Source organism: Pseudoalteromonas sp. MM17-2 (assembly GCF_022347945.1).
Lineage (GTDB): Bacteria > Pseudomonadota > Gammaproteobacteria > Enterobacterales > Alteromonadaceae > Pseudoalteromonas > Pseudoalteromonas ruthenica.
The window spans coordinates 60,159-84,145 of sequence record NZ_JAKRFV010000015.1 but is presented as its reverse complement, the minus strand read 5'-3'; the positions used below and the strand labels follow the sequence as shown (position 1 = coordinate 84,145).

26 protein-coding genes are annotated in these 23,987 nt (G+C 45.5%); 13 read left to right on the top strand and 13 right to left on the bottom strand.

Annotation, left to right across the window (positions count from 1 at the left end):
* Positions 1 to 2: 2 nt before the first annotated feature.
* Positions 3 to 1,685 (bottom strand): chloride channel protein, encoded by a 1,683-nt coding sequence (locus MHM93_RS12975; protein ID WP_022944583.1) that lies wholly within the window; start codon positions 1,683 to 1,685, stop codon positions 3 to 5.
* A 217-nt stretch (positions 1,686 to 1,902) separates the two neighbouring features.
* On the opposite strand from MHM93_RS12975, the gene erpA reads away from it, so the two are divergent.
* Positions 1,903 to 2,241: an iron-sulfur cluster insertion protein ErpA gene (erpA, locus tag MHM93_RS12970; protein WP_022944582.1), complete on the top strand. Its 339-nt coding sequence runs from the start codon at positions 1,903 to 1,905 to the stop codon at positions 2,239 to 2,241.
* A 63-nt stretch (positions 2,242 to 2,304) separates the two neighbouring features.
* Here erpA and MHM93_RS12965 read toward each other — a convergent pair whose 3' ends face one another.
* Complete coding sequence (locus MHM93_RS12965; RefSeq protein WP_081604397.1) at positions 2,305 to 2,487, bottom strand: hypothetical protein; 183 nt, start codon at positions 2,485 to 2,487, stop codon at positions 2,305 to 2,307.
* 303 nt (positions 2,488 to 2,790) lie between these two features.
* On the opposite strand from MHM93_RS12965, the gene MHM93_RS12960 reads away from it, so the two are divergent.
* The gene (locus MHM93_RS12960; protein ID WP_022944581.1) at positions 2,791 to 3,033 is read left to right on the top strand and encodes a helix-turn-helix transcriptional regulator; all 243 of its coding nucleotides are present in this window, start codon (positions 2,791 to 2,793) and stop codon (positions 3,031 to 3,033) included.
* Positions 3,034 to 3,090: 57 nt separating this feature from the next.
* Here the strand turns inward: MHM93_RS12960 and MHM93_RS12955 are convergent, their stop codons facing one another.
* The 4 genes from MHM93_RS12955 to MHM93_RS12940 form a co-directional block, all read right to left on the bottom strand.
* Complete coding sequence (locus tag MHM93_RS12955) at positions 3,091 to 4,497, bottom strand: MFS transporter (protein WP_239449381.1); 1,407 nt, start codon at positions 4,495 to 4,497, stop codon at positions 3,091 to 3,093.
* Positions 4,498 to 4,559: 62 nt separating this feature from the next.
* The gene (locus MHM93_RS12950; RefSeq protein ID WP_239449380.1) at positions 4,560 to 5,195 is read right to left on the bottom strand and encodes a peptidylprolyl isomerase; all 636 of its coding nucleotides are present in this window, start codon (positions 5,193 to 5,195) and stop codon (positions 4,560 to 4,562) included.
* Complete coding sequence (locus tag MHM93_RS12945) at positions 5,192 to 5,767, bottom strand: YajG family lipoprotein (protein ID WP_022944578.1); 576 nt, start codon at positions 5,765 to 5,767, stop codon at positions 5,192 to 5,194. Before MHM93_RS12945 ends, MHM93_RS12950 begins: the two co-directional genes overlap by 4 nt.
* Before the next feature lie 4 nt (positions 5,768 to 5,771).
* On the bottom strand, positions 5,772 to 6,899 hold the full coding sequence (locus tag MHM93_RS12940) for a methyltransferase (RefSeq protein ID WP_239449379.1): 1,128 nt from the start codon (positions 6,897 to 6,899) through the stop codon (positions 5,772 to 5,774).
* Positions 6,900 to 6,958: 59 nt separating this feature from the next.
* On the opposite strand from MHM93_RS12940, the gene MHM93_RS12935 reads away from it, so the two are divergent.
* From MHM93_RS12935 to nqrM, 11 genes are all read left to right on the top strand, one after another.
* Positions 6,959 to 7,570, top strand: a complete 612-nt coding sequence (locus MHM93_RS12935; RefSeq protein ID WP_235419385.1) for an alpha-ketoglutarate-dependent dioxygenase AlkB — start codon at positions 6,959 to 6,961, stop codon at positions 7,568 to 7,570.
* Positions 7,571 to 7,605: 35 nt separating this feature from the next.
* On the top strand, positions 7,606 to 7,917 hold the full coding sequence (locus MHM93_RS12930; RefSeq protein WP_239449378.1) for a BolA/IbaG family iron-sulfur metabolism protein: 312 nt from the start codon (positions 7,606 to 7,608) through the stop codon (positions 7,915 to 7,917).
* Between the two features lie 80 nt (positions 7,918 to 7,997).
* Positions 7,998 to 9,188 carry an enoyl-ACP reductase FabV gene (fabV, locus tag MHM93_RS12925; protein WP_239449377.1) on the top strand — a complete coding sequence of 397 codons (1,191 nt, stop codon included), beginning with the start codon at positions 7,998 to 8,000 and terminating at the stop codon, positions 9,186 to 9,188.
* A 409-nt stretch (positions 9,189 to 9,597) separates the two neighbouring features.
* A complete protein-coding gene (locus tag MHM93_RS12920) occupies positions 9,598 to 10,941 on the top strand; it encodes a Na(+)-translocating NADH-quinone reductase subunit A (protein WP_045980538.1) in 1,344 nt (447 codons plus the stop codon).
* Between the two features lies 1 nt (position 10,942).
* The gene (locus MHM93_RS12915; protein WP_239449376.1) at positions 10,943 to 12,145 is read left to right on the top strand and encodes an NADH:ubiquinone reductase (Na(+)-transporting) subunit B; all 1,203 of its coding nucleotides are present in this window, start codon (positions 10,943 to 10,945) and stop codon (positions 12,143 to 12,145) included.
* On the top strand, positions 12,135 to 12,902 hold the full coding sequence (locus MHM93_RS12910; protein WP_022944571.1) for a Na(+)-translocating NADH-quinone reductase subunit C: 768 nt from the start codon (positions 12,135 to 12,137) through the stop codon (positions 12,900 to 12,902). The genes MHM93_RS12915 and MHM93_RS12910 overlap by 11 nt, the downstream gene beginning before the upstream one ends.
* Complete coding sequence (locus MHM93_RS12905; RefSeq protein ID WP_022944570.1) at positions 12,902 to 13,531, top strand: NADH:ubiquinone reductase (Na(+)-transporting) subunit D; 630 nt, start codon at positions 12,902 to 12,904, stop codon at positions 13,529 to 13,531. Before MHM93_RS12910 ends, MHM93_RS12905 begins: the two co-directional genes overlap by 1 nt.
* 10 nt (positions 13,532 to 13,541) lie before the next feature.
* A complete protein-coding gene (gene nqrE, locus MHM93_RS12900; protein WP_022944569.1) occupies positions 13,542 to 14,150 on the top strand; it encodes an NADH:ubiquinone reductase (Na(+)-transporting) subunit E in 609 nt (202 codons plus the stop codon).
* A gap of 17 nt (positions 14,151 to 14,167) precedes the next feature.
* The gene (gene nqrF, locus MHM93_RS12895; protein ID WP_138548023.1) at positions 14,168 to 15,394 is read left to right on the top strand and encodes an NADH:ubiquinone reductase (Na(+)-transporting) subunit F; all 1,227 of its coding nucleotides are present in this window, start codon (positions 14,168 to 14,170) and stop codon (positions 15,392 to 15,394) included.
* A gap of 95 nt (positions 15,395 to 15,489) precedes the next feature.
* The gene (locus MHM93_RS12890; RefSeq protein WP_239449375.1) at positions 15,490 to 16,521 is read left to right on the top strand and encodes an FAD:protein FMN transferase; all 1,032 of its coding nucleotides are present in this window, start codon (positions 15,490 to 15,492) and stop codon (positions 16,519 to 16,521) included.
* Between the two features lie 75 nt (positions 16,522 to 16,596).
* The gene (nqrM, locus tag MHM93_RS12885) at positions 16,597 to 16,809 is read left to right on the top strand and encodes a (Na+)-NQR maturation NqrM (protein WP_022944566.1); all 213 of its coding nucleotides are present in this window, start codon (positions 16,597 to 16,599) and stop codon (positions 16,807 to 16,809) included.
* A 78-nt stretch (positions 16,810 to 16,887) separates the two neighbouring features.
* On the opposite strand, the gene MHM93_RS12880 is transcribed toward nqrM, so the two are convergent.
* The 7 genes from MHM93_RS12880 to MHM93_RS12850 form a co-directional block, all read right to left on the bottom strand.
* On the bottom strand, positions 16,888 to 17,337 hold the full coding sequence (locus MHM93_RS12880) for a hypothetical protein (RefSeq protein ID WP_239449374.1): 450 nt from the start codon (positions 17,335 to 17,337) through the stop codon (positions 16,888 to 16,890).
* Positions 17,324 to 18,250: a hypothetical protein gene (locus tag MHM93_RS12875; protein WP_239449373.1), complete on the bottom strand. Its 927-nt coding sequence runs from the start codon at positions 18,248 to 18,250 to the stop codon at positions 17,324 to 17,326. The genes MHM93_RS12880 and MHM93_RS12875 overlap by 14 nt, the downstream gene beginning before the upstream one ends.
* 134 nt (positions 18,251 to 18,384) lie before the next feature.
* The gene (locus MHM93_RS12870) at positions 18,385 to 18,744 is read right to left on the bottom strand and encodes a TonB-dependent receptor (protein ID WP_239449372.1); all 360 of its coding nucleotides are present in this window, start codon (positions 18,742 to 18,744) and stop codon (positions 18,385 to 18,387) included.
* A 33-nt stretch (positions 18,745 to 18,777) separates the two neighbouring features.
* Positions 18,778 to 19,362: a Plug domain-containing protein gene (locus MHM93_RS12865; RefSeq protein WP_239449371.1), complete on the bottom strand. Its 585-nt coding sequence runs from the start codon at positions 19,360 to 19,362 to the stop codon at positions 18,778 to 18,780.
* Between the two features lie 286 nt (positions 19,363 to 19,648).
* Entirely contained in the window at positions 19,649 to 22,162 is a 2,514-nt protein-coding gene (locus tag MHM93_RS12860; protein WP_239449370.1) for a hypothetical protein, read from the bottom strand.
* Between the two features lie 78 nt (positions 22,163 to 22,240).
* Positions 22,241 to 23,398, bottom strand: a complete 1,158-nt coding sequence (locus MHM93_RS12855; protein WP_239449369.1) for a glutathionylspermidine synthase family protein — start codon at positions 23,396 to 23,398, stop codon at positions 22,241 to 22,243.
* A complete protein-coding gene (locus MHM93_RS12850; protein WP_022945795.1) occupies positions 23,399 to 23,986 on the bottom strand; it encodes a DUF1190 domain-containing protein in 588 nt (195 codons plus the stop codon).
* Between the last annotated feature and the right edge of the window lies 1 nt (position 23,987).

Below are 23,987 nucleotides of genomic sequence, written 5' to 3'. Positions count from 1 at the left end.
AGTTAGAGTAAGGCATTACGAATAGTGAGAATGTGGCGGATTTGATCCCAGCGCATAATTCCCAGAATTTCTTTGTGATCGTGCATATCATACACATACACGGCGCCGCTACGCTTGTCTTTGAGCACATCGAAGGCATCTGATAGGGTGGCCTGTGAGCTCACCCCTTCGAGCGTAACGTAGCGGATATTGATATTTTCCTCAGACATTAAATTAAGATCATATTCCGCGAGTCGGTAACCATTTTCTTCATCATAAACAATCAGCGGCGTTTGTCCGTCGAGATTATCCAAAGACTCTTTGATTTGCTCTTTGTCCTCGGCGTATAGCAGCTTAAAGTCCTCATTCATCTCTGCCATGATACCGACTTTTTGCAGTGCCTCCGTGGCTGGAGATACTTGGTAGGTCAGCCCCTGAAAGTCGAGTTGCTGTAGGAAAATAGAGCGGTTGCCAAACACTTGTAAGGCGGTGACGTAAGCGGTCACAATCACTAACATTGCTGGAACTATAATTTGCGGACTGGAAGTGAGCTCCATCACCGCTGTCAGCGACGCCAGTGGCGCATGCAGAGTCGCGGCAAGTAATCCGGCCATGCCCAATACACCATAAGTGCCAGCAACGTCGGTGCCCGGGGCAACAAGGTGGGCGAAAAATGACATTAAGGTGCCCATAATAACCCCCAAACCAATAACCGGGCCAATCAGGCCGCCTGGTATACCTAAGCCGATGGCAAACAATGTCGCCAGTAGTTTAGCGATTAATATGGTCAGCAGCAGTTGTACATTATCCGGTGAATGAGTAGCGATAGTAATGGCGCTCATTCCCGAGCCCATTGCTTGCGGCACCAGGTAACCGATGCCCCCGGCAATAATGCCAGCAATAATCAATCGTGGCAGCATTGATAAGGGTTTAAAGGTGCGAATAATGAGCATCAGGTTTTTGTTAAAGGCATAGGCGATGGCGCCTAAGGTCATGCCGCAAATGACTAAGTAGGGATAATGCCAAAAGCTCAGTGGAGTAACGCTGATGAGCGCTAACTCTATGTCATCACCAAAAACGAACTGAGTGGCTAAAGCCCCGGTAACGGCGGCGAGCATAATAGGAACAAAGATATGCACTTTGTATTCACGTAGCACCACTTCCATAACGAAAATTACCGCTGCCAAAGGGGTGTTAAAGGAGGCTGCAATCCCTGCGGCTACGCCACAACCGCTGAGTGTCCGCATGGCGTTATAGGGCAGGTGGAGCTGATTAGCAAGCATGCTTGCGCCTGTTGCGCCCATATGAACGGAGGGGCCTTCACGACCTACCGAAAAACCACTAATCAATGCTAGAGCACCGCCAAAGAACTGGTTTACTGTGTTATAAAAAGGCATTTGTCCGTAGTGCATTTTCATACGGTGAATAACGAAGGGAATACCAAGTCGGTAGTGCTTAAAGCCAGTAAGGTAGGCAAACAGTGCGATAATACAGGCTGCGCCAACAGGCAGTAAAAACCGTTCTAATGCCGATAAGGTGGTAAAGTCATCAAAATTATCTAGAAAGATGTTTTGTACTAACACAATAGTCAAACGAAATAGAATAATTAATCCCGCTGCAATCAAACCTGCGGCAATACCGAGAAGGCAAAGCTGGATTGAGGTTTTAGGGCGAGCAAGGCGTCGTCTTAGCGCCTCTAGTTGCATACCTATTCCTTTGTTCTTAATGACTATGGAGTGCGCTTAAGTCTACCAAAGGTTTATATATAAATCCTTGTTTAACGTCACACTTTGTCAGAGCAATGGTTGCAGGCTGCACTGGTGTCGCACTTAAGTCATGTTATGATGCTTTCGCGCGGCAATACTTGATTAACTTAGTCGGGTATTAGATAATTCGCAGTAAATGAGCAGTGAGAGAAATAGTATGTCCGAGCAATTACCAATTAAATTCAGTGATGCCGCTGCTGCGCGTGTAAAGCAGCTTATTGAAGAGGAAGAGAATCCTTCCTTGATGCTGCGCGTTTATGTCACTGGTGGCGGCTGTTCAGGCTTTCAGTATGGCTTCACGTTTGCGGAGCAGGCCAATCCAGGCGACATGCAGATAGAAAAAAATGGTGTCACCTTAGTGGTCGACCCAATGAGTATTCAATACCTAGTTGACGGTGAAGTCGATTATACCGAAGGGCTTGAAGGGTCACGCTTTTTTGTGAATAACCCGAATGCCACTACAACCTGTGGCTGTGGTGCTAGCTTTAGCGTGTAAGCATTAGGTTGAATCAGAAATTGAAAAAAATGCCGCATTCGCGGCATTTTTTGTGGTTGAACGTTATTCTAGTGGAGTATTGGTAACAAATAGCATCAAGGTGAAGAAACCTAAAACTAAGGTGGAGAAAGCAACAATATACACAAACCCTTTACGACCTTGTTTTAGCGGTATTCGGTTGTAATGGAGAAAAAGCCACCACAATAAACACAAAAGAATTGGCAAGATAAAGAGCAATCTGAGCATTTTTTCCCCTAAATTCCCTGTTTTCCTTCATATTAGCTTATAAGTACCTAACGCTAAAGGTAAAAATAAACTATCGATTTTATGAGTGAAATTAATTAATATCTTGTTAAACTCAGGTGCGTGATTCATTGCGAAAATTGCAGTGAAAATTCTCGCGCCGGAATTAGGTAAATTTTTGTATATAAACTATACCTAAAATAGGACATGTGGTTTAATACCGCGTGAATGAGACGGGCAAATTTCATTCAATCCTATTTATCAACCGTGATATGAATAGCAATTCATCTAGTAGGAGATGTAATTATGATGGGTAAAACCGTTTCTTCCGAAGAAAACGGAAGACTAACAAAGTGGTTAAAAGACAAACGCCATGAAAAAGGCCACACTATGCGCAGCTTGGCTCAAGTTTTGGGCACGCCGCACTCTTTTATCGGTAAAATAGAAAACCAAGAACGTCGTTTAGATGTTATTGAGTTCATGCGTTATTGCGACGCCCTTGAAGTTGACCCTTATGAAGGTCTATCACTACTTCAAGAACAAGCGTAATACCGATAAACCAGAGCCCAGGAAGGGCTCTAGGTTCTTCTCTCTATATCTTACCAATTATTCTTTAACCCTCGCTGAACGTGCATGATACTGTTGTTCAAGCTGGTATAACCGTTTTCTGATTAGATATAAAAATAGTAGTGATGGCAGCACCATAAGTGCAGTCAGTATAAAGAACGTGGACCAGTCGCCGTGAAGCCAATCATCAACCACCACACCACTGTATCCAGAGAGCAAAGTGCGCCCCAGGTTGCCCAATGAAGCCAGCAGCGCGTAGTGCGTAGCGCTGAAAGCGCGATCGCACAGCATGGAAATAAACGCAACCATAGCAACCAGTGACCAAGCTTGAGTAAAACCGTCTAAAATGATGGCTAACGCATATAAATGCAGCTTAGGGCCAGCAACGGCTATCCAAGAAAACATTAAATTCGATGCGGCCATTGCTATGCCACTGATAAATAGCCCTTTTACAATACCAAAGCGGGCATTGAATAAACTCCCTAGGAACGCGAAAATAATCGTTAGTACCGCCGTACCGAGTTTCGAAAAGGTGGCAATATCGGAATTGCTAAAGCCCACTTCTTTGTAGAAAACGATGGACATTCGCGCTAAAAATGCCTCACCAATTTTGAATAAGAAAATAAACGCTAGCAGAGCAATAGCGGTTTTCACGCCATTTTTAGCAAAAAAGCTGCGTAGCGGCTCGATGATGGTGACCCCTAACCAAGCCAAGGTTTTTTTCAATACTAACGGAAGAGCGTTAGAATGTTGTTGTAACTTTTGCTGATACTGATGTTCCAACTGTTCATGAATATGCTCACGGTTTGACAGTGGTTCGTTAGCAACAAATACATAGGCAATGAGAGCGGCGACTATCAGCGCCAATGCGAGGTAGACATCTGGCCATTCAATGCCGGGGATATCAGCGGCGAAAAAAGGCATGGCACCGAGTAGAGCATAACCTGTCCACCAACCACAGGTTGCCATTGCCGCCGCCGCCGACATCTTTTCACTTTCATTTTCATCCAAAATATCAATACGATAAGCATCAATTGCAATATCTTGAGTGGCAGAAGCAGTGGCAATTACCAGGGCAAGCAGCGCCACTAGATACAGCTGTGCGCCTATATCAACAAAAGCCATAGCCAGCGTGCCCAGCAATATCACGCACTGACAGCAAAGCAACCAGCTTCGGCGTTGCCCAAGCCAGGCCGTCACATAAGGAATTTTGACCCGATCAACCAAAGGTGACCACAGGAAGTTAATAGAGTAGGCACCAAATACCATGCCAAATAAGCCAATCATACTGCGGCTTAAGCCCTCATCTTTAAGCCACGCACTCATCACAGAGCCGATCAACACCCAAGGAAAGCCGCTGCTGATGCCAAAAATAAAAATAGTGAGTAAGCGGCGATCACGAAAGTAATTGATAAAAGTCTGAAGTGATACGGGGTTATGGCTCATGATGACGGCTTACTTGAGATTTTGGGAGGATATGGGCGATGACGACCGCCCATAGCTGAAAACTAATAAGGTTGCGCTTCAAGTACTTTAATATTGAAAATGATAACCGGTTGTTTAGGAACGTAGGAATAGCCTATTTTCTCTTGGTAGTCGGTCTCGACACGCATGATTTTATCTAAAGTTTCAAACCCCTCTACAACGGAGCCAAACACCGCAAAACCCCAATCACTGCCGGGATTGAGGTGGTCATTATTATCCATATTGAAGAAAAACTGACGCGTTGCAGAATGCGGCTTGCGGTCTTGGTAAGCCATGGCAATGGTATACATATCGTTTTCCAGGCCGCTGCCGCTTTCATTAAAAATAGGGTCATTCTCATGCAGGCCGTCATAATTCTTGTCGTAGCCACCCCCTTGGATGACAAAGTCGCGATCGTTTTCTTCGTCGCGTTCAACCCGATGAAACACCGACCCTTTATAACTGCCGTCTTGTACGTATGTCAGGAAATTATTGACCGTAATTGGTGCTCGTGAGCGGTCTAGCTCAACAACAATCTTTCCTTCACTGGTGGCGAATTCTACTCGTGGGAAGAGGTTGTCCTTTTGCACAAATTGACCTTGTACAGCCGCGAGTGTGGGCAGGCTGATAAAGAGAGTAAGGAATACGGCGGTAAGTGTGCCAAGAAAACGAGTGTTCATGATGCTCCCTTTTGCATGTAATTGTTCAGTTCAGGGTCGTTCATTATACGAATTACCAGTTGCTCAATCTGTTTATTAAGCTGCGCTTCTACTTTGGCTTGATCATAACCAAATGGACCGCTGAACTGGCTTTGGCCATTATACATTTTATTGAATTGACTACCATTACGCTGCACGAACACCTGTAGGGCAATCTTCGCAGTACTGTTATGATCGACGGTGTTTTGTTCAACATGAGCGTGTAAATCATGAATAGCAATACGGATATGGGTGGCTCCCATGGCGCTGACCTGAGCCCCATTGCGTTGTAAACCTTGCTCAAACACCCGTGTGAGTTTGCTATTAAGCCCTTGAGTGAGCTGCTGTTGTGAATGCTCGCCATCGCTTACTATCACAGTGGCTTTATTGGCACGCTGGTCATTCACTTGCAGTGATACTGTTTGATTAAATTGATGATATTGACCGCCTTGGTATTGTGGGTCAAGAATAGCCTCGGCTGCGCGGTTAGCACACCCGCTCACAGTAACCAGTGCGGCGCTCAAGAGAAAAAGACGAATAACTGTGTTGCTCATGATCCTACCTATTTTTTGCACTTAACACGACGAACTTTTTATTCGAACCCAGCAGCTTATGACCACCGAATAAACGGTTAAGTTTCTCATGGTATTGTAAATGTCGGTTGCCTACGATACGAAGCTCGCCGCCGGGGCGCAATACTTTTTTCGCGTCATTAAACATTTGCCAAGCAATATGGTCGGTAATCGCGTTTTGTTGATGAAACGGCGGGTTACATAAGATCAGGTCTTGGCTGGCAGCGGCAAACCCTGTTAAACAATCTGACTGCACAAATTGGCAACGGTGTAAATCATGTTCATGGTTTTGTTCAACATTAAGTCGTGCTGAGGCAACTGCCATGCATGATTCATCAACGAAAGTGAGTTGTGCTTGTGGGCATTGAGCCAAAGTAAGCAGACCAATGACGCCATTGCCACAACCCAAATCTACAATGCGCAGTGCTTTTTTGGACTGCGGTAGGTAGTTGCTGAAAAAGCGAGCGCCAATATCCAATGAATCGCGAGAAAATACATTAGCGTGATTATGCAGGGTGTAAGGAGTGTCCTCAAGTGGCCAACTCTTAGGAAAAGGGCTTTGTTGCGCTTTATTATGCATAGAGGCGGTGATAAGCCGCGCTTTTTTCACCGCCAAGGTGGTGCTTGCTGGGCCTATGTAGCGCGATACGAGATTTATTGTTGAGGTATGAACAGCTTTAGTTTTGCCCCCTAAGATCACCGGCGTGTTTGGGCTTAATGTCTGTGATAACTGGGCCAGTTGATGTTGCAGGTAGCCACTGTTTTTAGGAATTCTGCCGATGACTAAATCATAGTCGTCCAGTTTATCCATGCTGCTAAGTGCAGTGAAATTACTTTCATCTAAGGCATTTTGCGCCAGGTTATAATGCCAAGCTTGGTGGGCCACGTACGAGTCACTGAGCGCACTAATATCAAATTGATGCAAAGCGCAGGCGAGGGCACCAAAGTCGTCATTTAATATAAGCAGCTTTTTTGCACTGGGATGATGTTCTTTGACATAATCAATTAAGTATTCGTCGGCGGCATCCCACGCCTGTAGGCTACGGTTTTTTTGCTCCAGAGGAAAGCGGTGTAGGGTGTAGTGGGTGCCACCGAGTAGGGCGGATGTTATCATAACGGTCAATGTGTAACGGATAGTAGCGCTAGTTTACCACGATGGATGGGAATTCGAAGGTGTTTAACACTGATACCGGCAACCTGTTGCCCGATGAGCTACCAGCAGACATGTTTCACTATCAGCTGCAGGCGCTGAGTGCTGATAAGGCCACCCAGCTCTATCATTATTTGCGTGATAATTTGGCTTGGCAACAGCCAAGCATACACGTTTTCGGTAAATGGCATCCTATACCTCGTTTACAGGCCTATATCGGCGACCCAGACAGCGCGTATGAATACTCAAAGCAAGTGTTTTCGCCCATGCCCTGGCCTGAGCCATTGGCGCGCATGCGGGAGCGCCTTAATAATCAGCTAGGGTGCAAATTTAATGCGGTACTGGTTAATTATTATCGCAACGGTCTCGATAGTATGGGGTGGCATGCTGACGATGAACCTGAGCTTGGAGCGCAGCCGACCATTGCATCGTTATCCTTAGGAGCGCTGCGTAAGTTCAAGTTACGCCATAAGCACTCGCGGGTGGTGACAGATGTGCCTTTGCGTCACGGTAGTTTGCTGATCATGAAAGGCCAGAGCCAGCAACACTTCGAGCACAGTCTACCGAAGCAGCGTAAAGTGACCCAAGGACGCATTAACTTAACGTTTCGCCACATTGACGCTTCTTTGTTATAGTAATGCTCCAGTTTACGCTGACGAGTCAGTAATTTATGTCTATGCAAACTCAGATAGAGCAAAAACTCGCTGCCGCCATTGCGTGCAAGCATTTACATGTGGAAAACGAAAGCCATATGCACGCCCGAGGTGAAGATTCTCATTTCAAAGTCACTGTGGTCAGTGAGCAATTCAGCGGCCAACGCTTATTACAGCGCCACCGCGCGATTAATGGGGTGTTGGCCGATGAGTTGCGCGAACACATTCATGCCCTTGCGATTCATGCTTACACTCCTGAAGAGTTCAGTGAGCGACAGGGGCAAGCTCCGCAGTCTCCTAATTGTTTAGGTGGCTCCAAATTCGATTAAGTAAAGTCATCAGACCTGTGTAATGGGCTTTAGTCGTTACACTAGCGCTAAATTTTTCGGCAACGATATGGAATTTTATCATGGTCATTAAGCCTAAAATTCGTGGTTTTATCTGCACTAACGCTCATCCTGCGGGCTGTGCAGCGCACGTACAACAACAAATAGATTACGTAAAACGCCAAGGTGATTTAGGGCAGGGTCCTAAAAACGTCCTGGTCATTGGCTCGTCAACCGGCTATGGCTTGGCCTCACGTATTGTTTCAGCCTTTGGTCATGGCGCCAAAACATTGGGCGTGTTTTTCGAAAAGCCAGGTACAGAAAAGAAAACAGGTTCTGCGGGATGGTACAACACCGCTGCTTTTCAAAATGCAGCCGATGAAGCAGGCTTGTGGGCAAAAAATATCAATGGTGATGCCTTTTCTGATGAAATCAAAGAAAAGACGATTGATGTTATTAAAAATGAATTAGGCAAAATTGATTTAGTTATCTATTCCCTTGCTTCGCCCCGTCGTACCGATCCAAAAACCGGTGAAACCTTCTCTTCGACACTCAAGCCGATCGGTGAAGGCGTGACCACCAAAAACCTCAATACTTCAAAGCGTATTATTGATGAGGTGAGCGTTGAGGCTGCCAGTGATGAAGAAATTGCCAATACCGTGAAAGTCATGGGTGGTGAAGATTGGCAGCTGTGGATTGATGCTTTAAACGAAGCGGGCGTGCTTGCCGATAACTTTAAAACCACCGCTTACACCTACATCGGTAAAGAGCTGACCTGGCCGATTTACGGTCACGCCACAATAGGCAAAGCCAAAGAAGACTTGGACCGTGCCGTTGAGGAAATCAAAGCATCTACCGCTGATATTTCCGGTGAGGCTTATGTGAGCTCTCTTAATGCTGTGGTCACGCAAGCCAGCTCGGCAATACCGATTATGCCTTTGTATATCTCTGCGCTGTTCAAAGTGATGAAAGAAGATGGCACCTATGAGGGGACTATCGAGCAAATTACCGCGTTGTTTATAGAGAACTTGTACGGCGAAACGCCGCGCTTTGACGAAGGCGGTCATTTATTCCAGAACTACAAAGAGCTTGAAGACGATGTGCAGCAACGAGTGCAGCATATTTGGGATCAGGTGGATACCGACAGTATTGATGAGCTAACCGATTATGTTGGTTATCACCGAGAGTTTTTACACCTGTTCGGTTTTGATCTAGACGGTGTTGACTACGAAAGTGATGTTAACCCTGAGGTTGAAATCAATAATCTCGTTTAAGTATCCCTGTTTTACATAGAAAGCCAGTCAATAGACTGGCTTTTTTGTGTTTTTACAATCTCAGGCTGTGAAATTAAGACTTTGGTCTATATTGAAGTTTATTCACTAATTTTAGCTCGGATTGCTTAGATAATTTTTACTTTTTAACTCGCATAGTCGCCGTGATTGATGTTAAAATTCGGCAGATATGTGACAAGTTCACTGCGTTGCTTTGCTCACTAACCGAAATGGGTGCTCTTTTATACCGTTTGTATTAATCGTGTGGACGACTTTTGCTTGCACAAGTGCGTAAGTGCGCACCGAGCAATAAGCGAACCGCCTTTTACGCGGCCATCACTCAACTCGGCCAACTTAGCAGCGTGGTTGGTAAGATTTTAAGTTTCTTTCCGTTAATGTAATGCAAGTGCGTATGATCAACATAAAAAAAGGTCTGGATCTACCGATAGAGGGCGCACCTCAGCAAGTTATTCACGACGGTCAACCCGTCAAACGAGTAGCCGTGCTAGGTGAAGAATATATCGGCATGCGTCCTACCATGCGAGTTCGTGTGGATGACCAAGTGAAAAAAGGCCAAGTTCTTTTTGAAGACAAAAAGAATCCTGGCGTTATCTACACTGCACCGGCCGCCGGGGTAGTTAAAGAAATCAATCGTGGTGCAAAACGTGTGCTGCAATCTGTTGTGATCGAAATCGATGGCAACGAGCAGGAAACCTTTGCAAAGTTCGACCAGGGTGAGCTCGCTAACCTTGACCGCCAAAAGGTGGTTGACCAGTTAGTTAACTCAGGTCAATGGACTGCGCTTCGCACCCGCCCATTCAGCAAAGTACCCGCTGTTGATGCCAAACCTAGTTCTATCTTTGTAACAGCGATGGACACTAATCCGCTTGCAGCTGATCCAGCTGTAATTATTGCTGAGAATGCGGAAGCATTTGAAGCTGGTTTAGCGGTTGTCTCTCGTCTTACAGAAGGCAAAGTGTTTGTGTGTAAACAAGCCGGTGCTCAAGTGCCTAGCTCTTCTGTGGCTTCTGTAGAAGTTCATGAGTTTGGCGGTAAGCACCCTGCAGGTCTTGTTGGTACTCACATTCATCACCTAGATGCAGTGTCTGCATCGAAGCAGGTATGGCACTTGGGCTACCAAGATGTGATCGCTTACGGTCATCTTTTCCTAAGTGGTGAAATTTACACTCCGCGTGTGATTTCTTTAGCCGGCCCACGTGTTAAGAACCCACGTTTGGTGAAAACACAGATCGGTGCTGCTTTGGATGAGTTAGTGTCTGGTGAACTGGAAGACGGTGACAACCGTATCATTTCAGGCTCAGTACTTTCTGGTACCAATGCAACGGGTCCACATGCGTTCCTTGGCCGTTATCACACGCAAGTGTCGGTGCTGCTAGAGGGTCGTGAGAAAGAGTTGTTTGGCTGGATTGCTCCAGGCAGCAACAAGTTCTCTGTAACGCGTACCTTCTTAGGCCACTTAGCGCCAAGCCGTTTGTTCAACATGACCACATCAACCGGTGGTTCAAAACGTGCGATGGTACCAATCGGTAACTATGAGCGCGTGATGCCGCTTGATATTTTGCCTACCTTATTACTGCGCGATTTAATCTCGCGTGACCTAGATGGGGCAATTTCACTCGGCGCGTTGGAGCTAGACGAAGAAGATTTAGCGTTGTGTACCTTCGTTTGTCCAGGTAAATACGAATACGGTTCTATCCTTCGTGACTGCCTGACAACAATCGAGAAGGAAGGCTAAAATGGGCTTGAAGAAATTTTTAGAAGATATCGAACCGCATTTTGAAGCGGGTGGTAAGCACGAAAAGTGGTACGCACTGTATGAAGCAGTTGCGACTATTTTTTATACCCCTGGCTATGTCAACAAAGGCGGCACTCACGTTCGCGATAACATCGACCTAAAACGTATTATGATTTTAGTGTGGATGGCAACGTTCCCTGCCATGTTCTTTGGCATGTTTAACATTGGCCACCAAGCGGCAGAAGCGTTAGCAAACGGTTTTGCATTGGGTGATTCTTGGCAAGTAGGATTGTTCCAACTGTTAGGCGGTGAGCTCACTGCTGATTCAGGCTGGGGCGCGAAAATGTTCTACGGTGCCTGTTTCTTCCTGCCAATTTATGCCGTTACCTTTGGTGTCGGTGGCTTCTGGGAAGTGCTATTCGCGTCAATACGTAAGCACGAAGTAAACGAAGGTTTCTTCGTTACCTCTGTGTTATTTGCATTGATCCTGCCTGCAACCATTCCCCTTTGGCAAGTTGCCCTAGGTATTACCTTCGGTGTGGTTATCGCCAAAGAGGTATTCGGTGGTACAGGTCGTAACTTCTTGAACCCTGCGCTTGCTGGCCGTGCGTTCCTGTTCTTCGCCTATCCGGCGCAGATTTCAGGTGACACAGTGTGGACAGCCGTTGATGGTTTCTCTGGCGCGACTTACCTAGGCCAAGCGGCAACAGGTGTGCTTGATTATGCCAACATGGAGCTATGGTGGAATGCGTTTTACGGTTTCATTCAAGGTTCTATGGGTGAAACATCAACCCTAGCAATCTTATTAGGAGGTTTGTTCCTAATCTATGTGCGTATTGCTTCTTGGCGTATCGTGCTAGGTACCTTCTTGGGTATGGTAGTCACTGCAACGCTGCTTAACTTTATCGGTTCAGACACCAACACCGCGTTTGCAATGCCTTGGCACTGGCACTTAGTCCTTGGTGGCTTTGCGTTTGGTATGTTCTTTATGGCAACCGACCCGGTATCAGCGTCATTTACCGATAGAGGTAAGTGGGCCTATGGTGCACTGATTGGTTTTATGGTGGTGATGATCCGCGTGGTTAACCCGGCATACCCTGAAGGCATGATGCTCGCTATCTTGTTTGCAAACCTATTTGCACCGCTATTCGACCACTTCGTAGCGCAGTCAAACATCAAGAGGAGATTGGCACGTGTCCAGTAATAACGAATCAATCGGTAAAACGCTCGGTGTAGTTGTTTCGCTATGTTTGGTGTGTGCGGTTATCGTATCGTTCGCATCGGTGCAATTGCGCCCGCTGCAGCAAGAAAATAAATTAAAGGATATTCAAAGCAATATTCTTTCAGCCGCTGGATTTAATGATGTCAAAGACGTGCAAGCTACGTATGACGAAAACATTGAAACCATCGTTGTTGATGTTAATAACGGCCAACAAGTTGAGTTTGACTCTGAGCAAGCTCGCAGCGAGTGGATCAAATCTTACGACTTCGAAAAGAGTAAGTTTGACGCCGATATGAGCATTAAGTTGCCGAAAGAGCAAGACAAAGCGGGCATTCAACGTCGTACTACGGAAGCACCGGTTTACATTAACCGTGCCGACGACGGTTCAGTGAAGTCAATCATTTTACCAATCCAAGGTTATGGCCTTTGGGGTGTTATGTATGGCTTCTTAGCTCTTGAAAGTGATGGCGAAACTGTTAAAAACATCATCTTCTACAAGCACAACGAAACCCCAGGTCTAGGTGGTGAAATCCAAAACCCAGCTTGGACGGCTCAGTGGCAAGGCAAAGAGCTGCCGGTAGACTTAGTGAAAAGCGGTGCTGACAACGAGCACGAAGTAGACGGTCTCTCTGGCGCAACCCTGACCTCAAACGGTGTTGATAACACGGTTGATTATTGGACAGGTGAAAACGGCTTTGGTCCTTTCCTTGCGAAAGTACGTGAAGGAGCGTTGAAATAATGGCTGATACTAAAGAAATGAAGTCGGTTCTATTTGGACCAGTCTTCGCAAATAACCCTATCGCTCTGCAAGTACTCGGTATTTGTTCGGCGCTAGCAGTAACATCAAGCTTGAAAAATGCATTGATCATGTCAATTGCATTGACCCTAGTAACGGGCTTCTCAAGCTTGTTTATCTCTATGATTCGTAACCAGATCCCATCAAGTGTGCGGATCATCGTACAGATGACCATCATTGCCTCGTTGGTAATCGTGGTGGACCAGGTACTGCAAGCCTTCTCGTATGCAACAGCGAAAGAACTGTCGGTATTCGTTGGTTTGATTATCACCAACTGTATCGTAATGGGTCGTGCTGAAGCGTACGCGATGAAGTCACCGCCGTTTATGTCTTTCCTAGACGGTATTGGTAATGGCTTAGGCTACTCAGTAGTACTACTGACTGTTGGTTTCATTCGTGAGCTATTCGGTAAAGGGTCGCTGTTCGACGTAGAAATCATCCCATTAGTACAAGACGGTGGCTGGTATCAGCCTATGGGTCTATTGATCCTGCCGCCTAGTGCATTCTTCATCATCGGTCTATTCATTTGGGTGCTACGCACTTATAAGAAAGACCAAGTAGAAGCGAAATAAGGGGCGAGTCGTGGAACAATATCTTAACTTATTTGTTAAAGCGGTTTTCATTGAAAACCTGGCGCTTGCCTTCTTCTTGGGGATGTGTACTTTCCTTGCGGTATCAAAGAAAGTAAAAACCTCAATTGGTCTAGGTGTAGCGGTTATCTTCGTACTGGGTATTGCCGTACCTGTGAATAACTTGGTTTATCACGCGGTATTAGCGCCAGGCGCACTGGAGTGGTTGGGTTTCCCTGACGCTGATTTAAGCTTCTTGCGCTTTTTGACGTTCATCGGTGTTATTGCTGCCCTAGTACAAATCCTAGAAATGGCATTGGATAAGTTCTTCCCACCGCTTTATAACGCGTTGGGCATCTTCCTACCATTGATTACGGTAAACTGTGCGATTTTCGGTGCGGTATCGTTCATGGTAGAGCGTAATTACAACTTCGGTGAGTCAGTGGTCTTTGGCCTGGGCTCAGGTGTAGGTTGGGCGCTGGCAATCACGTTGCTAGCGGGTATTCGCGAGAAGATGAAGTACTCAGACGTTCCTGATGGTTTGCGTGGTTTAGGTATCACCTTTATCACAGTAGGCCTAATGGGTCTGGGCTTTATGTCATTCTCTGGTATTTCACTATAAGGTAGCGAGGAGAAATCATGCTTGAGGTATATTTAGGCGTAGGTGTATTCGTCGCTATCGTGGTTATGCTGGTTTTGGTCATCATTGCGGCCAAATCAAAGCTAGTACCCACAGGTGACGTCACCATCGGGATCAATGGTGATCCTGACAAAGCAATTACAACATCACCAGGTAGCAAGCTACTGGGTGCCCTAGCAGATGCAGGTATTTTCGTATCTTCTGCATGTGGTGGCGGTGGCTCATGTGGCCAGTGTCGTGTTGATGTTAAAGAGGGCGGTGGTGATATCCTGCCGACCGAACTTGACCACATCTCTAAAGGTGAAGCACGTCAGGGCTGTCGTCTTGCGTGTCAGGTTGCTGTTAAAAGCGACATGGAGATTGAGCTAGAAGAGTCTATCTTCGGGATCAAGAAGTGGGATTGTGAAGTTATCTCTAACGATAACAAAGCAACCTTCATCAAAGAGCTTAAGCTTAAGATCCCAGACGGTGAGGTTGTACCTTTCCGCGCCGGTGGTTACATTCAAATTGAAGCACCTGCTCACCACGTTAAATACAAGGACTTTGATATTCCTGAAGAGTATCGTCCTGATTGGGAGCGTTTCGGCTTCTTTGACCTGGAGTCAAAAGTAGACGAAGAAACTATTCGTGCTTACTCAATGGCGAACTACCCAGAAGAGTTTGGCATCATCATGTTGAACGTGCGTATTGCTACGCCGCCGCCAAACAACCTAAGCCTACCTTGCGGTAAGATGTCATCGTACATTTGGTCGCTTAAAGAAGGCGATAAGGTGACAATTTCTGGTCCATTTGGTGAATTCTTCGCTAAAGAAACTGACGCAGAGATGGTCTTTGTCGGTGGTGGTGCAGGTATGGCACCGATGCGTTCACACATCTTCGACCAGCTGAAGCGTTTGAACTCAGATCGTAAGATGAGCTTCTGGTACGGTGCACGCTCTAAGCGTGAGATGTTCTACGTTGAAGACTTTGACGGTCTAGCTGAAGAAAATGATAACTTCGTGTGGCACGTAGCGCTTTCTGATCCTCAGCCAGAGGACAACTGGGAAGGCTATACTGGCTTTATCCACAACGTATTGTACGATAACTATCTTAAGGACCACGAAGCGCCTGAAGACTGTGAGTACTACATGTGTGGGCCACCGATGATGAACGCAGCCGTAATCAACATGCTAAAAGACTTAGGTGTTGAAGATGAAAATATCCTATTGGATGACTTCGGCGGCTAAACGAATGTCACGCATTCGTCATTGATTTATAAAAGGCTTCCTAACCCAGTTAGGAAGCCTTTTTTCGTTTACTGTTCACCAACTTGAGGCTAGCAATGTTACGCAGCGTAAAAGCCGTATTTGGCTTGTTATTCATCCTTTCCTTATTTGCCTTATCGGGGTGTGATAACGCCCCAGAATCTGACCAACAAGAGGTGTTGTTGCAAGGGAAAACCATGGGTACCACTTTTAATATTAAGGTGTTTGTGCCACAGCAACAGTTACCTCAACTTAATTTATACGCTGATGTCACTGAGGAGCTTAAAAAAGTGAATCAGTCGATGTCGACGTACATTGAAGACTCCGAGATTAATCAATTTAATCGCTTGTCTGCAGGTGACGTGATGCCCATCAGCAGCGATTTTCGCGCTGTGGTGAGCGAATCTATTCGCCTTGGACAATCAACCAAGGCGCTGGATGTAACCATGGGACCGCTTATTGATCTTTGGGGATTCGGCCCCGATAAGCGACCCACACAGCGCCCAGAGCAAGCTGAGCTCGATGCCATGCTGGCGAATATTGGCGTAGATAAACTGGTCTTGAGCGAGCAAGGCTTAGCTAAAACCGTGGATGGCTTAGAGCTGAGTTTTTCCGCTACTGCAAAAGGCTATGGTATTGATAAGGTTGCTGAATTATTGCAAAGCCATGGACTCAGCAATTACATGGTAGAGATTGGTGGTGAAATGCGTATCTCAGGGCACAAGCCCGATAACAAGCCGTGGCGCATTGCTATCGAGCAGCCCGATGCACCGCCGGGGCAGCGCAAAATTCACCGTGTAGTTGAGCCAGGTAGTATGGGCGTTGCCACTTCAGGAGATTATCGTATTTTTTATGAAATGGATGGCGAAACCTATACCCATTTAATTGACCCGCAAACGGGCATGCCAATTAAACATGATTTGGTTTCGGTAACGGTATTGCACCCCAGCGCCATGACTGCTGATGGCCTAGCAACGGCACTGACCGTTATGGGCACAGAGCAGGCCAAAGCCTATGCTGAGCAGCATAATTTACCGGTGTACTTGATAAGCAAGACTGACAGTGGTTTGCAAACCCATGCAAGCACAGCTTTTAAGCCATATTTGTAGTTAGTTTTTGCTCGGCGTATAATAGCGGGTAAGGCGTTTTGCGCCTTAACTTGTCAACTTAAAGGGGCACAGACAATGCAACTATTTCTTCTTACATTTGGCCTACTCGTCTTAGTCGTCGCGGCGATGGCCGTTGGCGTTATTGTACAACGTAAAGCCATGGCCAGTAGTTGCGGAGGTCTTGGCTCTGTCGGCATCGACAAAGCCTGTGACTGTGACGACCCGTGTGATAAACGTAAAAAACGTATGGCCAAAGAGCAAGCCTGGAAAGAGAACCAAATTATCTAAACGAGTGTTCTTCTATAATGGCCAAAAAGCGAGCTTATTAGCTCGCTTTTTTGTTTTTTAGAAATAAGTATCAAAGGTTTATTTAGAGCTTCTCCCTTTGGCTATTTTAACCATTAGCTTTAAATGCTCCTTTCTGTAGTGAACGAAAACTTTATATGGCCAAGTCAAACTTAAATACATAAGCAAGAGGCTAAACAGCGTAAGAAAAGAAGTTATTATTAATTTTCCAAACTCTGATCCAACTATTAATATATACGCAGTGCAACCTAGAAAAATGATTCCTTGAAATGCCCAAAAGATAGCAGAGACTAATAAAGTTTTGTAGCAGCCGTGAGCCAGTTTAAAATTTATAACAAAAGAAGTTATGAACGTTACACAGCCTAACAGTATCACTAAGCCTGTGTGCAAAACTCCCTGTAGTAGAGATACTTGCATAGCAGTAGCGATAGGGGACATTAAAGCTCCAAAGAAAAATGTAGCTGTTGCTGGCCAAGGAGGTAATGGAAATATAAAATCAGAATCTTGCATCACTAACTTTTTCCCAAACTCCAACGGCAACGCCATTAATCACACCTGAAAGTGCGCTTCCAGAGAAAGATAAACTCGCTCCAACCGCCTCTGTTAGTTGATTTGCGTAGGCTCTTTGCAGTGAACTAGAACTATACCTTTTTGGGTACTTTCCAGATCTTACATATTGCTTTAACATTCTACGGCTTATTCCGGGTTGATTAAGGCGAATAAGTTCTTCCGTTATTCTTTTTCTTTCATGCCTAGATAACCCCTTGAGAATTTGTCCATAGCTCTTCCCTGTATTTACTTTCATTACCTTTACTGCCTTAACCGTTATTGCTGCAGAAGCCCCAGCTCCAGCTAATGAAACGATATCTAAAGCATTGATAACGGTTTGAAACCATTCTTTGGAGTCTAATTCGTCGTTACGTTTACCATTATCGAAAGCCTCGTTGTAACTCCGATAAAGGCCAATTCCGCATTGAGCGCTACTAGCAAGAGCCGCAGTGGTAGAAAGGTAAGTTACAGCGGAGCTTGTCCCGCCTGTTAAGGGAATCGAAGCTCCTGAAAATAAAACAACAAACCAACCTATTACTGCCGCACCGCAACTGAGAGCCGCACCTGAAAGCTCGCCTACAAGCTTACTCTCACGAGGGTTGCTCTGGTTTTGTCTTAAATACGATGTAAACTCAACAGGTCTCATTCCTTTGAGTGGCTCGCGTAACACAATGTAAACGGGATCTATACGACAAATGGGTTTGAAAGGCCGAAGCTCTACCGTTGTTAAATTACTATCTATATATTTGACACCGGCTCCAGAAAGCTCAGGTATTTTGTCGATCTCACTGAAAAGCTTTTTTTCGTTCAGAGTCAATGCTAAACGTGATTTTAGCGCTTCTTGCTCTCTACGCCTAAAGTTCAAGACTTCCATTCTAAATACATCCTTGTTTTCATTAAACCCTAAAGGGCTTTAATATTATCCATTATTGTCCACATGGCAACACCTTTACAATTAGATTATACCAATGATATTAAAAAAAGTATAACCACAGTATTTCTTGAAATTCAGAACTCATAACTCATCGACAGTGTGATTGTGCGGCCAAAAATGGGTCTGGCGTAAAATAGTGCTTCTTGATGGCTTAAATCATCGCGGGGGTTGCCCTCGGTAAGGCCTAGCGTGTTGGTTAGGTTTTTAATCTCTAATTGCACCTTTAGGTGCTCATTCAGAGCGACTTCTGAAAACAGATCCCAAGTATGATAAGCAGGCAGAGCAAAACGGTTGGCGACATCAGAATAGCGCTCGCCAATGTACGAAAAGGTCAGTGCAGCGGTGATAGGCCCTTGACTATACTGAGGGGTTAGTCGCAGTTGTAACTCTGGCGTTCGGGTAATTTGATTGCCGTTAAATTGGCTTTGCGGCAAAGATGCAGGAATGCCGTAAAAGCCTGCATCCTGCTACACCCCAATCACTTTTAACTGCCAGCTCGCGTTGTAGCGGTATTCATATTCAAATTCGACCCCGGTTGTTTGCGTATTGATTAAAATGGCGTGCTGCGGGCTCGTTGCACCGCGATACACGGTGAATGGCAGTGGATCAAAATGAATAGTAAATAACGCGCCACTGAAGTGTGAGTGGGCTGTTTGGTATCGCAAACCTACCTCACTAAGCGTGAGACGAATAGGTTCACCGTAATCAACTTCGCCGCCGCGAAGACCCCGTGGAGCAACGTTATTGTTGGTTTCACCGCCGGAGTCCTCAACCCAAAACCCGGGAACGGTTTCCAGTAAGTCTGCCGTGCCCAGCGGTGCTTCGCGGGCGAGATCTTCGGCGCCCAAGGTGGTGATAGATACCGATGATTCAAGCTTAGTTTGCCCACGCCCGCCGCTCCCTGTGAGCACTATGCGCTCAAGGTCGAGCAACTGCTTTTTATCGGATTGTTGTTGTGATTCTGTAGCGGCGAACGCTTGGCTACTGAAAAGTACACTGCTTATAGCAAGCGCAATAAGGTGTTTTTTATACTGAAGTGTGTGCTGGTTCATTTTGGCCCCTTCGTTGTTATTATGAGCAAAACCAATGGTTTTTGGCTTTGTAAATCTATTAACGAACGAGGACGGCGTTTTAGGAATGCGATTTTCGCAGTTATCTCGATTAGTACGTGAAAGCGAAGGTCGGCTATGCTGATAAATGAGTGATTTGCTGCGCTTTAAATCGTCTGGAGAGGAGCTAAAAAACAGAGTAACGATTTGCTTGAAAGTCTATGTGGCGCTTACTAATGACTGAGCAATAGGGCTATTCGATGCTGGTGAATAGCCCTATTATTTTCAATTATTGCTGACAATCAAAATAGCCAATATATGTGTCTGGCAATGCAGCTTTAAGTGATTCCATGTCTGAGCATGATATATCATTAAAATATAAATCAAGGTTATCTAGGTGCACTAGACCCATTAAAGGTTCAACTGTGCTGAGGTTAGTTCTGCTAACATCTAAGGATTCTACATTTTCCTTTATATGCTTAAGTGCATTGAAATCAGCAATACTTGAATTACCAATATCTATTCCAACAACAGAGTTTGGCAGTGCGTTAAATACCTGCGCCAAAGGCAGTGCGTTATTTGAATCTGAAAAGTCAACATGTGTTAGCTGGGTAAGTTTGGTAAGCTTGTCTAAACCGCTTAAAGAGCGGGCGAAAGTACTTGCATTAAGATGTCTTAGATTTTCAAATTGCTCTAAACCATCTAAGCTTTGCACTTCATAGTTACCATGACAATTTAAGCCAATAAATTTATTGCTATCAAGCAAATTCGGGTAATTCTGTTTGTGGTTGGCAATACATTGATATAACCCGGGATCTGAAAAAGCATCCATGTTTACTTCTTTTTCAAGACATGAGCTAGAGCGCTCTATACTGTTTATATTGTATTGCTGTTCTAAGATTTCTAACTCAGAGCACTTGAGGTTTTCACTCTCGCTTAAGTTTAGTTTTTCTAATGCACTTAATTCACTTACAGCATCAAGAAAATAAACTAACTGTGGAAGTCGAGTAAGGTGCAGTGTTTTCAACTTGGTAAGAGAAGTTAAAAATGATACGTCGTTTATATACTTGCTATTATAAATAACTAAGTTTTCTAGGTTTACCAAGCCATCGAGTGCAGTAACATCTGCTAGCTCATAGTTATCTTGAACTGTGAAGCTCTGCAATTGCTCTAAATTATAAAGTGGAGGTATAACCTCAAGGCCTGTTCTACTTAGTTGTAAGCTTTGCAAGCTAACTAATTGGTTCAAAGCACCTGTATTTTCTAAACCAATATCAGATAAACTGAGCTCTTCAAGGTTGCTTAATTCCTTTAGAATTACTAAGTCAAATGACATTGACGAATTCCCACTTATATTGAGCTTACGCAAGTGTGTTAGTGACTCAATATAGTCGAAGTAACTTAGGCCGTATAAATTATGCAATGTAAGCGTGGTTAAGTTCAAGCCCTCAATAGCACTAATATCATTAAGGTCACCGTTACTATCCAACGTCAGCGTCTTTAGGTTCGAGAACTCACGAATAAAGCCAATCGAGGATGTGTTTGTTTTAATCAGGGCAAGCTCTTCCAACGCGGTTAGCTGCTTGAACGAGCGTGCGCCATCAAAGCGATAGCCGCTAATCGTTAATGATGTAAGGTTATTTAGTGCAGCGATTGTTTCGATATCATCTGAGGCTAGTTGCTGCCCGTAGTTGCTTTCAATATGCAATGACTGTAACTCGGTTAGGTGAGAGAGAGCGCTAAAGCTATCTATAGCCTTACCTTCTAGCCTTAGAGTAGTTAACTTGGGCGTATGGAACAACGCCGATACATCGGTAATATAATGGTTGTTCAGTTTCAGAGTTTTAAGCTCAGGCATGTGCTGAAGGAAGCTTAGGCTTGTTAAGCCGTAAGTATCATAACTTAGGGCACTTAAAGACAGCGCCTCAAGAGATGTAAAATACTTAAGCTCACTCAAGTTGGCTACCCTTATTCCAGACACATCAAGCGCTATCATCGATTCTTTGTTGAGTTGACTTAAGTCTAGCGAAGCATTGTAGCATCCTAATGTACACCCTAAAGTGAGGCTTTTTACAGCTGAAAGGTTAACTGAGCTTAGTGACGGCTCTATTGCTGCTAAGGAGTCGAGTGATAATGAGGTAAGTTGGTTTAAAGGTACAAGATTCGCGATATTGCTAATAGGGTTGCCATTGAAGTTCACCTTTTCTAGCGCTGTAAGCGCTTGCAAATCAGGGATAGTTGTTAAGCCAGCATTAGTCAGCGTTAATGCGCTAAGCTCAGAGAGCTGCTCTAGACCAGCGATATTATTAATTGTATAGCCATCACATGAGACTGAGGTAAAAGCGGTATCAACGTTGTTATCTTCTAAGCACTGCATTAAAGCATTATCAGCGATCATTTCTGTCTGTAATGGCGCATATGCTTGTGCATTTACATCCACTTGTTGAGTGGTTGTGCTTCCTTCATCATCGGTAACGGTGATACTAAATGTGTAGGTTTGCGTCTGTCCAATATTAGGAATTTGGACACTAAGGGTTGCTGTATTGGTGGTCTCTAATTGCAGCGTATTGCCCGCAATTTGTTGCCACTCAATGTTGGCAATTTCACCATCGTCTGAGAGCGTCGCCTCAATTTCTACCATATCACGTTCTTTTACATCCACTTTTGTGACAAGGTCGATGATAGGGGCCTGGTTTTGGGGAGCCGGTGGTGTGGGAGTGTCAGGCTGTTTATCGTCGCTGCCGCCGCAGCCAAATAGGGTAAGCGCTGCAGCCGCAGCAAAAATTCCCTTTCGAGAGTACATAAGATATGTCCTTCATTAATCTGGTATTCATAAAATCGGCACCGATTGTACCGACATATGAAATAAAGTGAAGAGTAATTACCCTAAAATAGTATGAGGGACGAACCGAGAGGTATCTTTGGTGATGGGGCCGTCATCTTCGCGAATAGTGAGGCCGCAACTTTGGTGTCCGACGACCCAAGAGCCGATCAAGGTGTGATTACCGGCAAACACGGGTAAGGGTGCTAACGCTTGAGTAATAAAGCCTTCGCTACCGTAACTACCGCTTTGGTGCACTCGGCCCTTGTCTGGATGCACCCAAGTGATGTTCTCGCCTTCGCGGCTAAACAGGGGTTTATTCACAAAGCCTTGCTCCAGCCCATCGCCTTCTTCACCGCTAAAGTAGGCGGCTAGGAGATTCGGGTGGCCGGGAAACATTTGCCACAGCAGCGGTAATATGGCTTTATTCGATAACACTGCCTTCCAAGGCGGCTCGACAAACAGGGTGCCGGTGCTGAGCACATGGGGAGCAAAGTCGTCATGCAGCAACTCTTCCCAAGGGTAAAGTTTAAAGAGTTGCGCGATAGGAGCATGTTCTAGGTCAGTGAGCTGGCCGTGCTCATCAACGCCAATATCTTCAATGGCCATGCGTGCCGTGGGTATACCTGCTTGATAGGCACAGTCCTGTAAATAACTGACGGTGCCTTTATCTTCAATTGAGTCGCGACTGTGGACAAAGTGCAGCAATTCGCGATTAGAGAAGAAGTTAAAACGCTCAATGAGCGCCTCTTGAATACTATTGAATTGATCACTTTGCCGTGGCAATTTGCCTCTATCTACTTGCTGTTCCAGCCACAGCCATTGGAAAAAACCCGCTTCATAGATGGAGGTGGGGGTATCGGCGTTGTACTCCAGTAATTTCGCAGGGCCGTTGCCGTGGTAACTAAAGTCCATGCGGCCATATAGGCTAGGCTCTTTGTTGTGCCAACTGGTGGCGATAAAGTCCCAATACTGCTCGGGCAAAGCGAACTTGCGCAGCCAATACTCGTCACGCACAACTTTGTCGACCAACTGCAAGCACATTTGCTCCAGTTCATTGGTCGGTTGCTCTAAGTCGTTCTCAATTTGCTCTAGAGTGAATTGGTAATAAGCGCTTTCATCCCAGTACTTCTCACCATCAATGCGGCAAAAATCAAAGCCGAAATAATCGGCCTGAGCGGCTAAATCCGGCCGCTCAGTAATAGGGTGGCGAAACATCTAACCGCCAAAGCTACGTGATGAAGCGCGGCGGCCAAAGCCTCCTCGGCTGCGAGTAACGCGCTTGGGCTTAGAAGCATATTTAACCTTAGACTTTTTCACCATAGTGGTGCCGCGATTGTTGACTGAGCCAATGTAATCATTGTTGGCATTGCGGAAGCTGAAAAAGTCATCGCGTGAGCGATAAAGGGGCTTCGCACCTGAGTAGTAATTCCCCCCTAAAAACGCGTATTTTTTGCGTTTTTTCTTCTTCTTCATAAGGTCTAAACCTTCATCCACCGCCTCAGCGACGGCGGCGATCATAAAGCCTGCCATAATGGGTCGCCAAATACTGCCTTCTTGCTCACAGCGCTCAAACCCGAAGTCATTTTCACAGAGGTTTTCATTGGCGTACTTTGGCGCTTCAATATCGTGATTAGCCAAGGCCTGTTGGTATTGTGCTTGGCATACATCGCGTTCGACGCCAAAGTCGGTGCAATCATCTACATCGGTAAATAATAGTGCTGGTTCTTCAGGGTCGGTGCAGCCACTCAGTCCGGCACTGGCACCGAGCATAAGTGTCAGTTTAAGTTTGTTAGTACGTTTCATT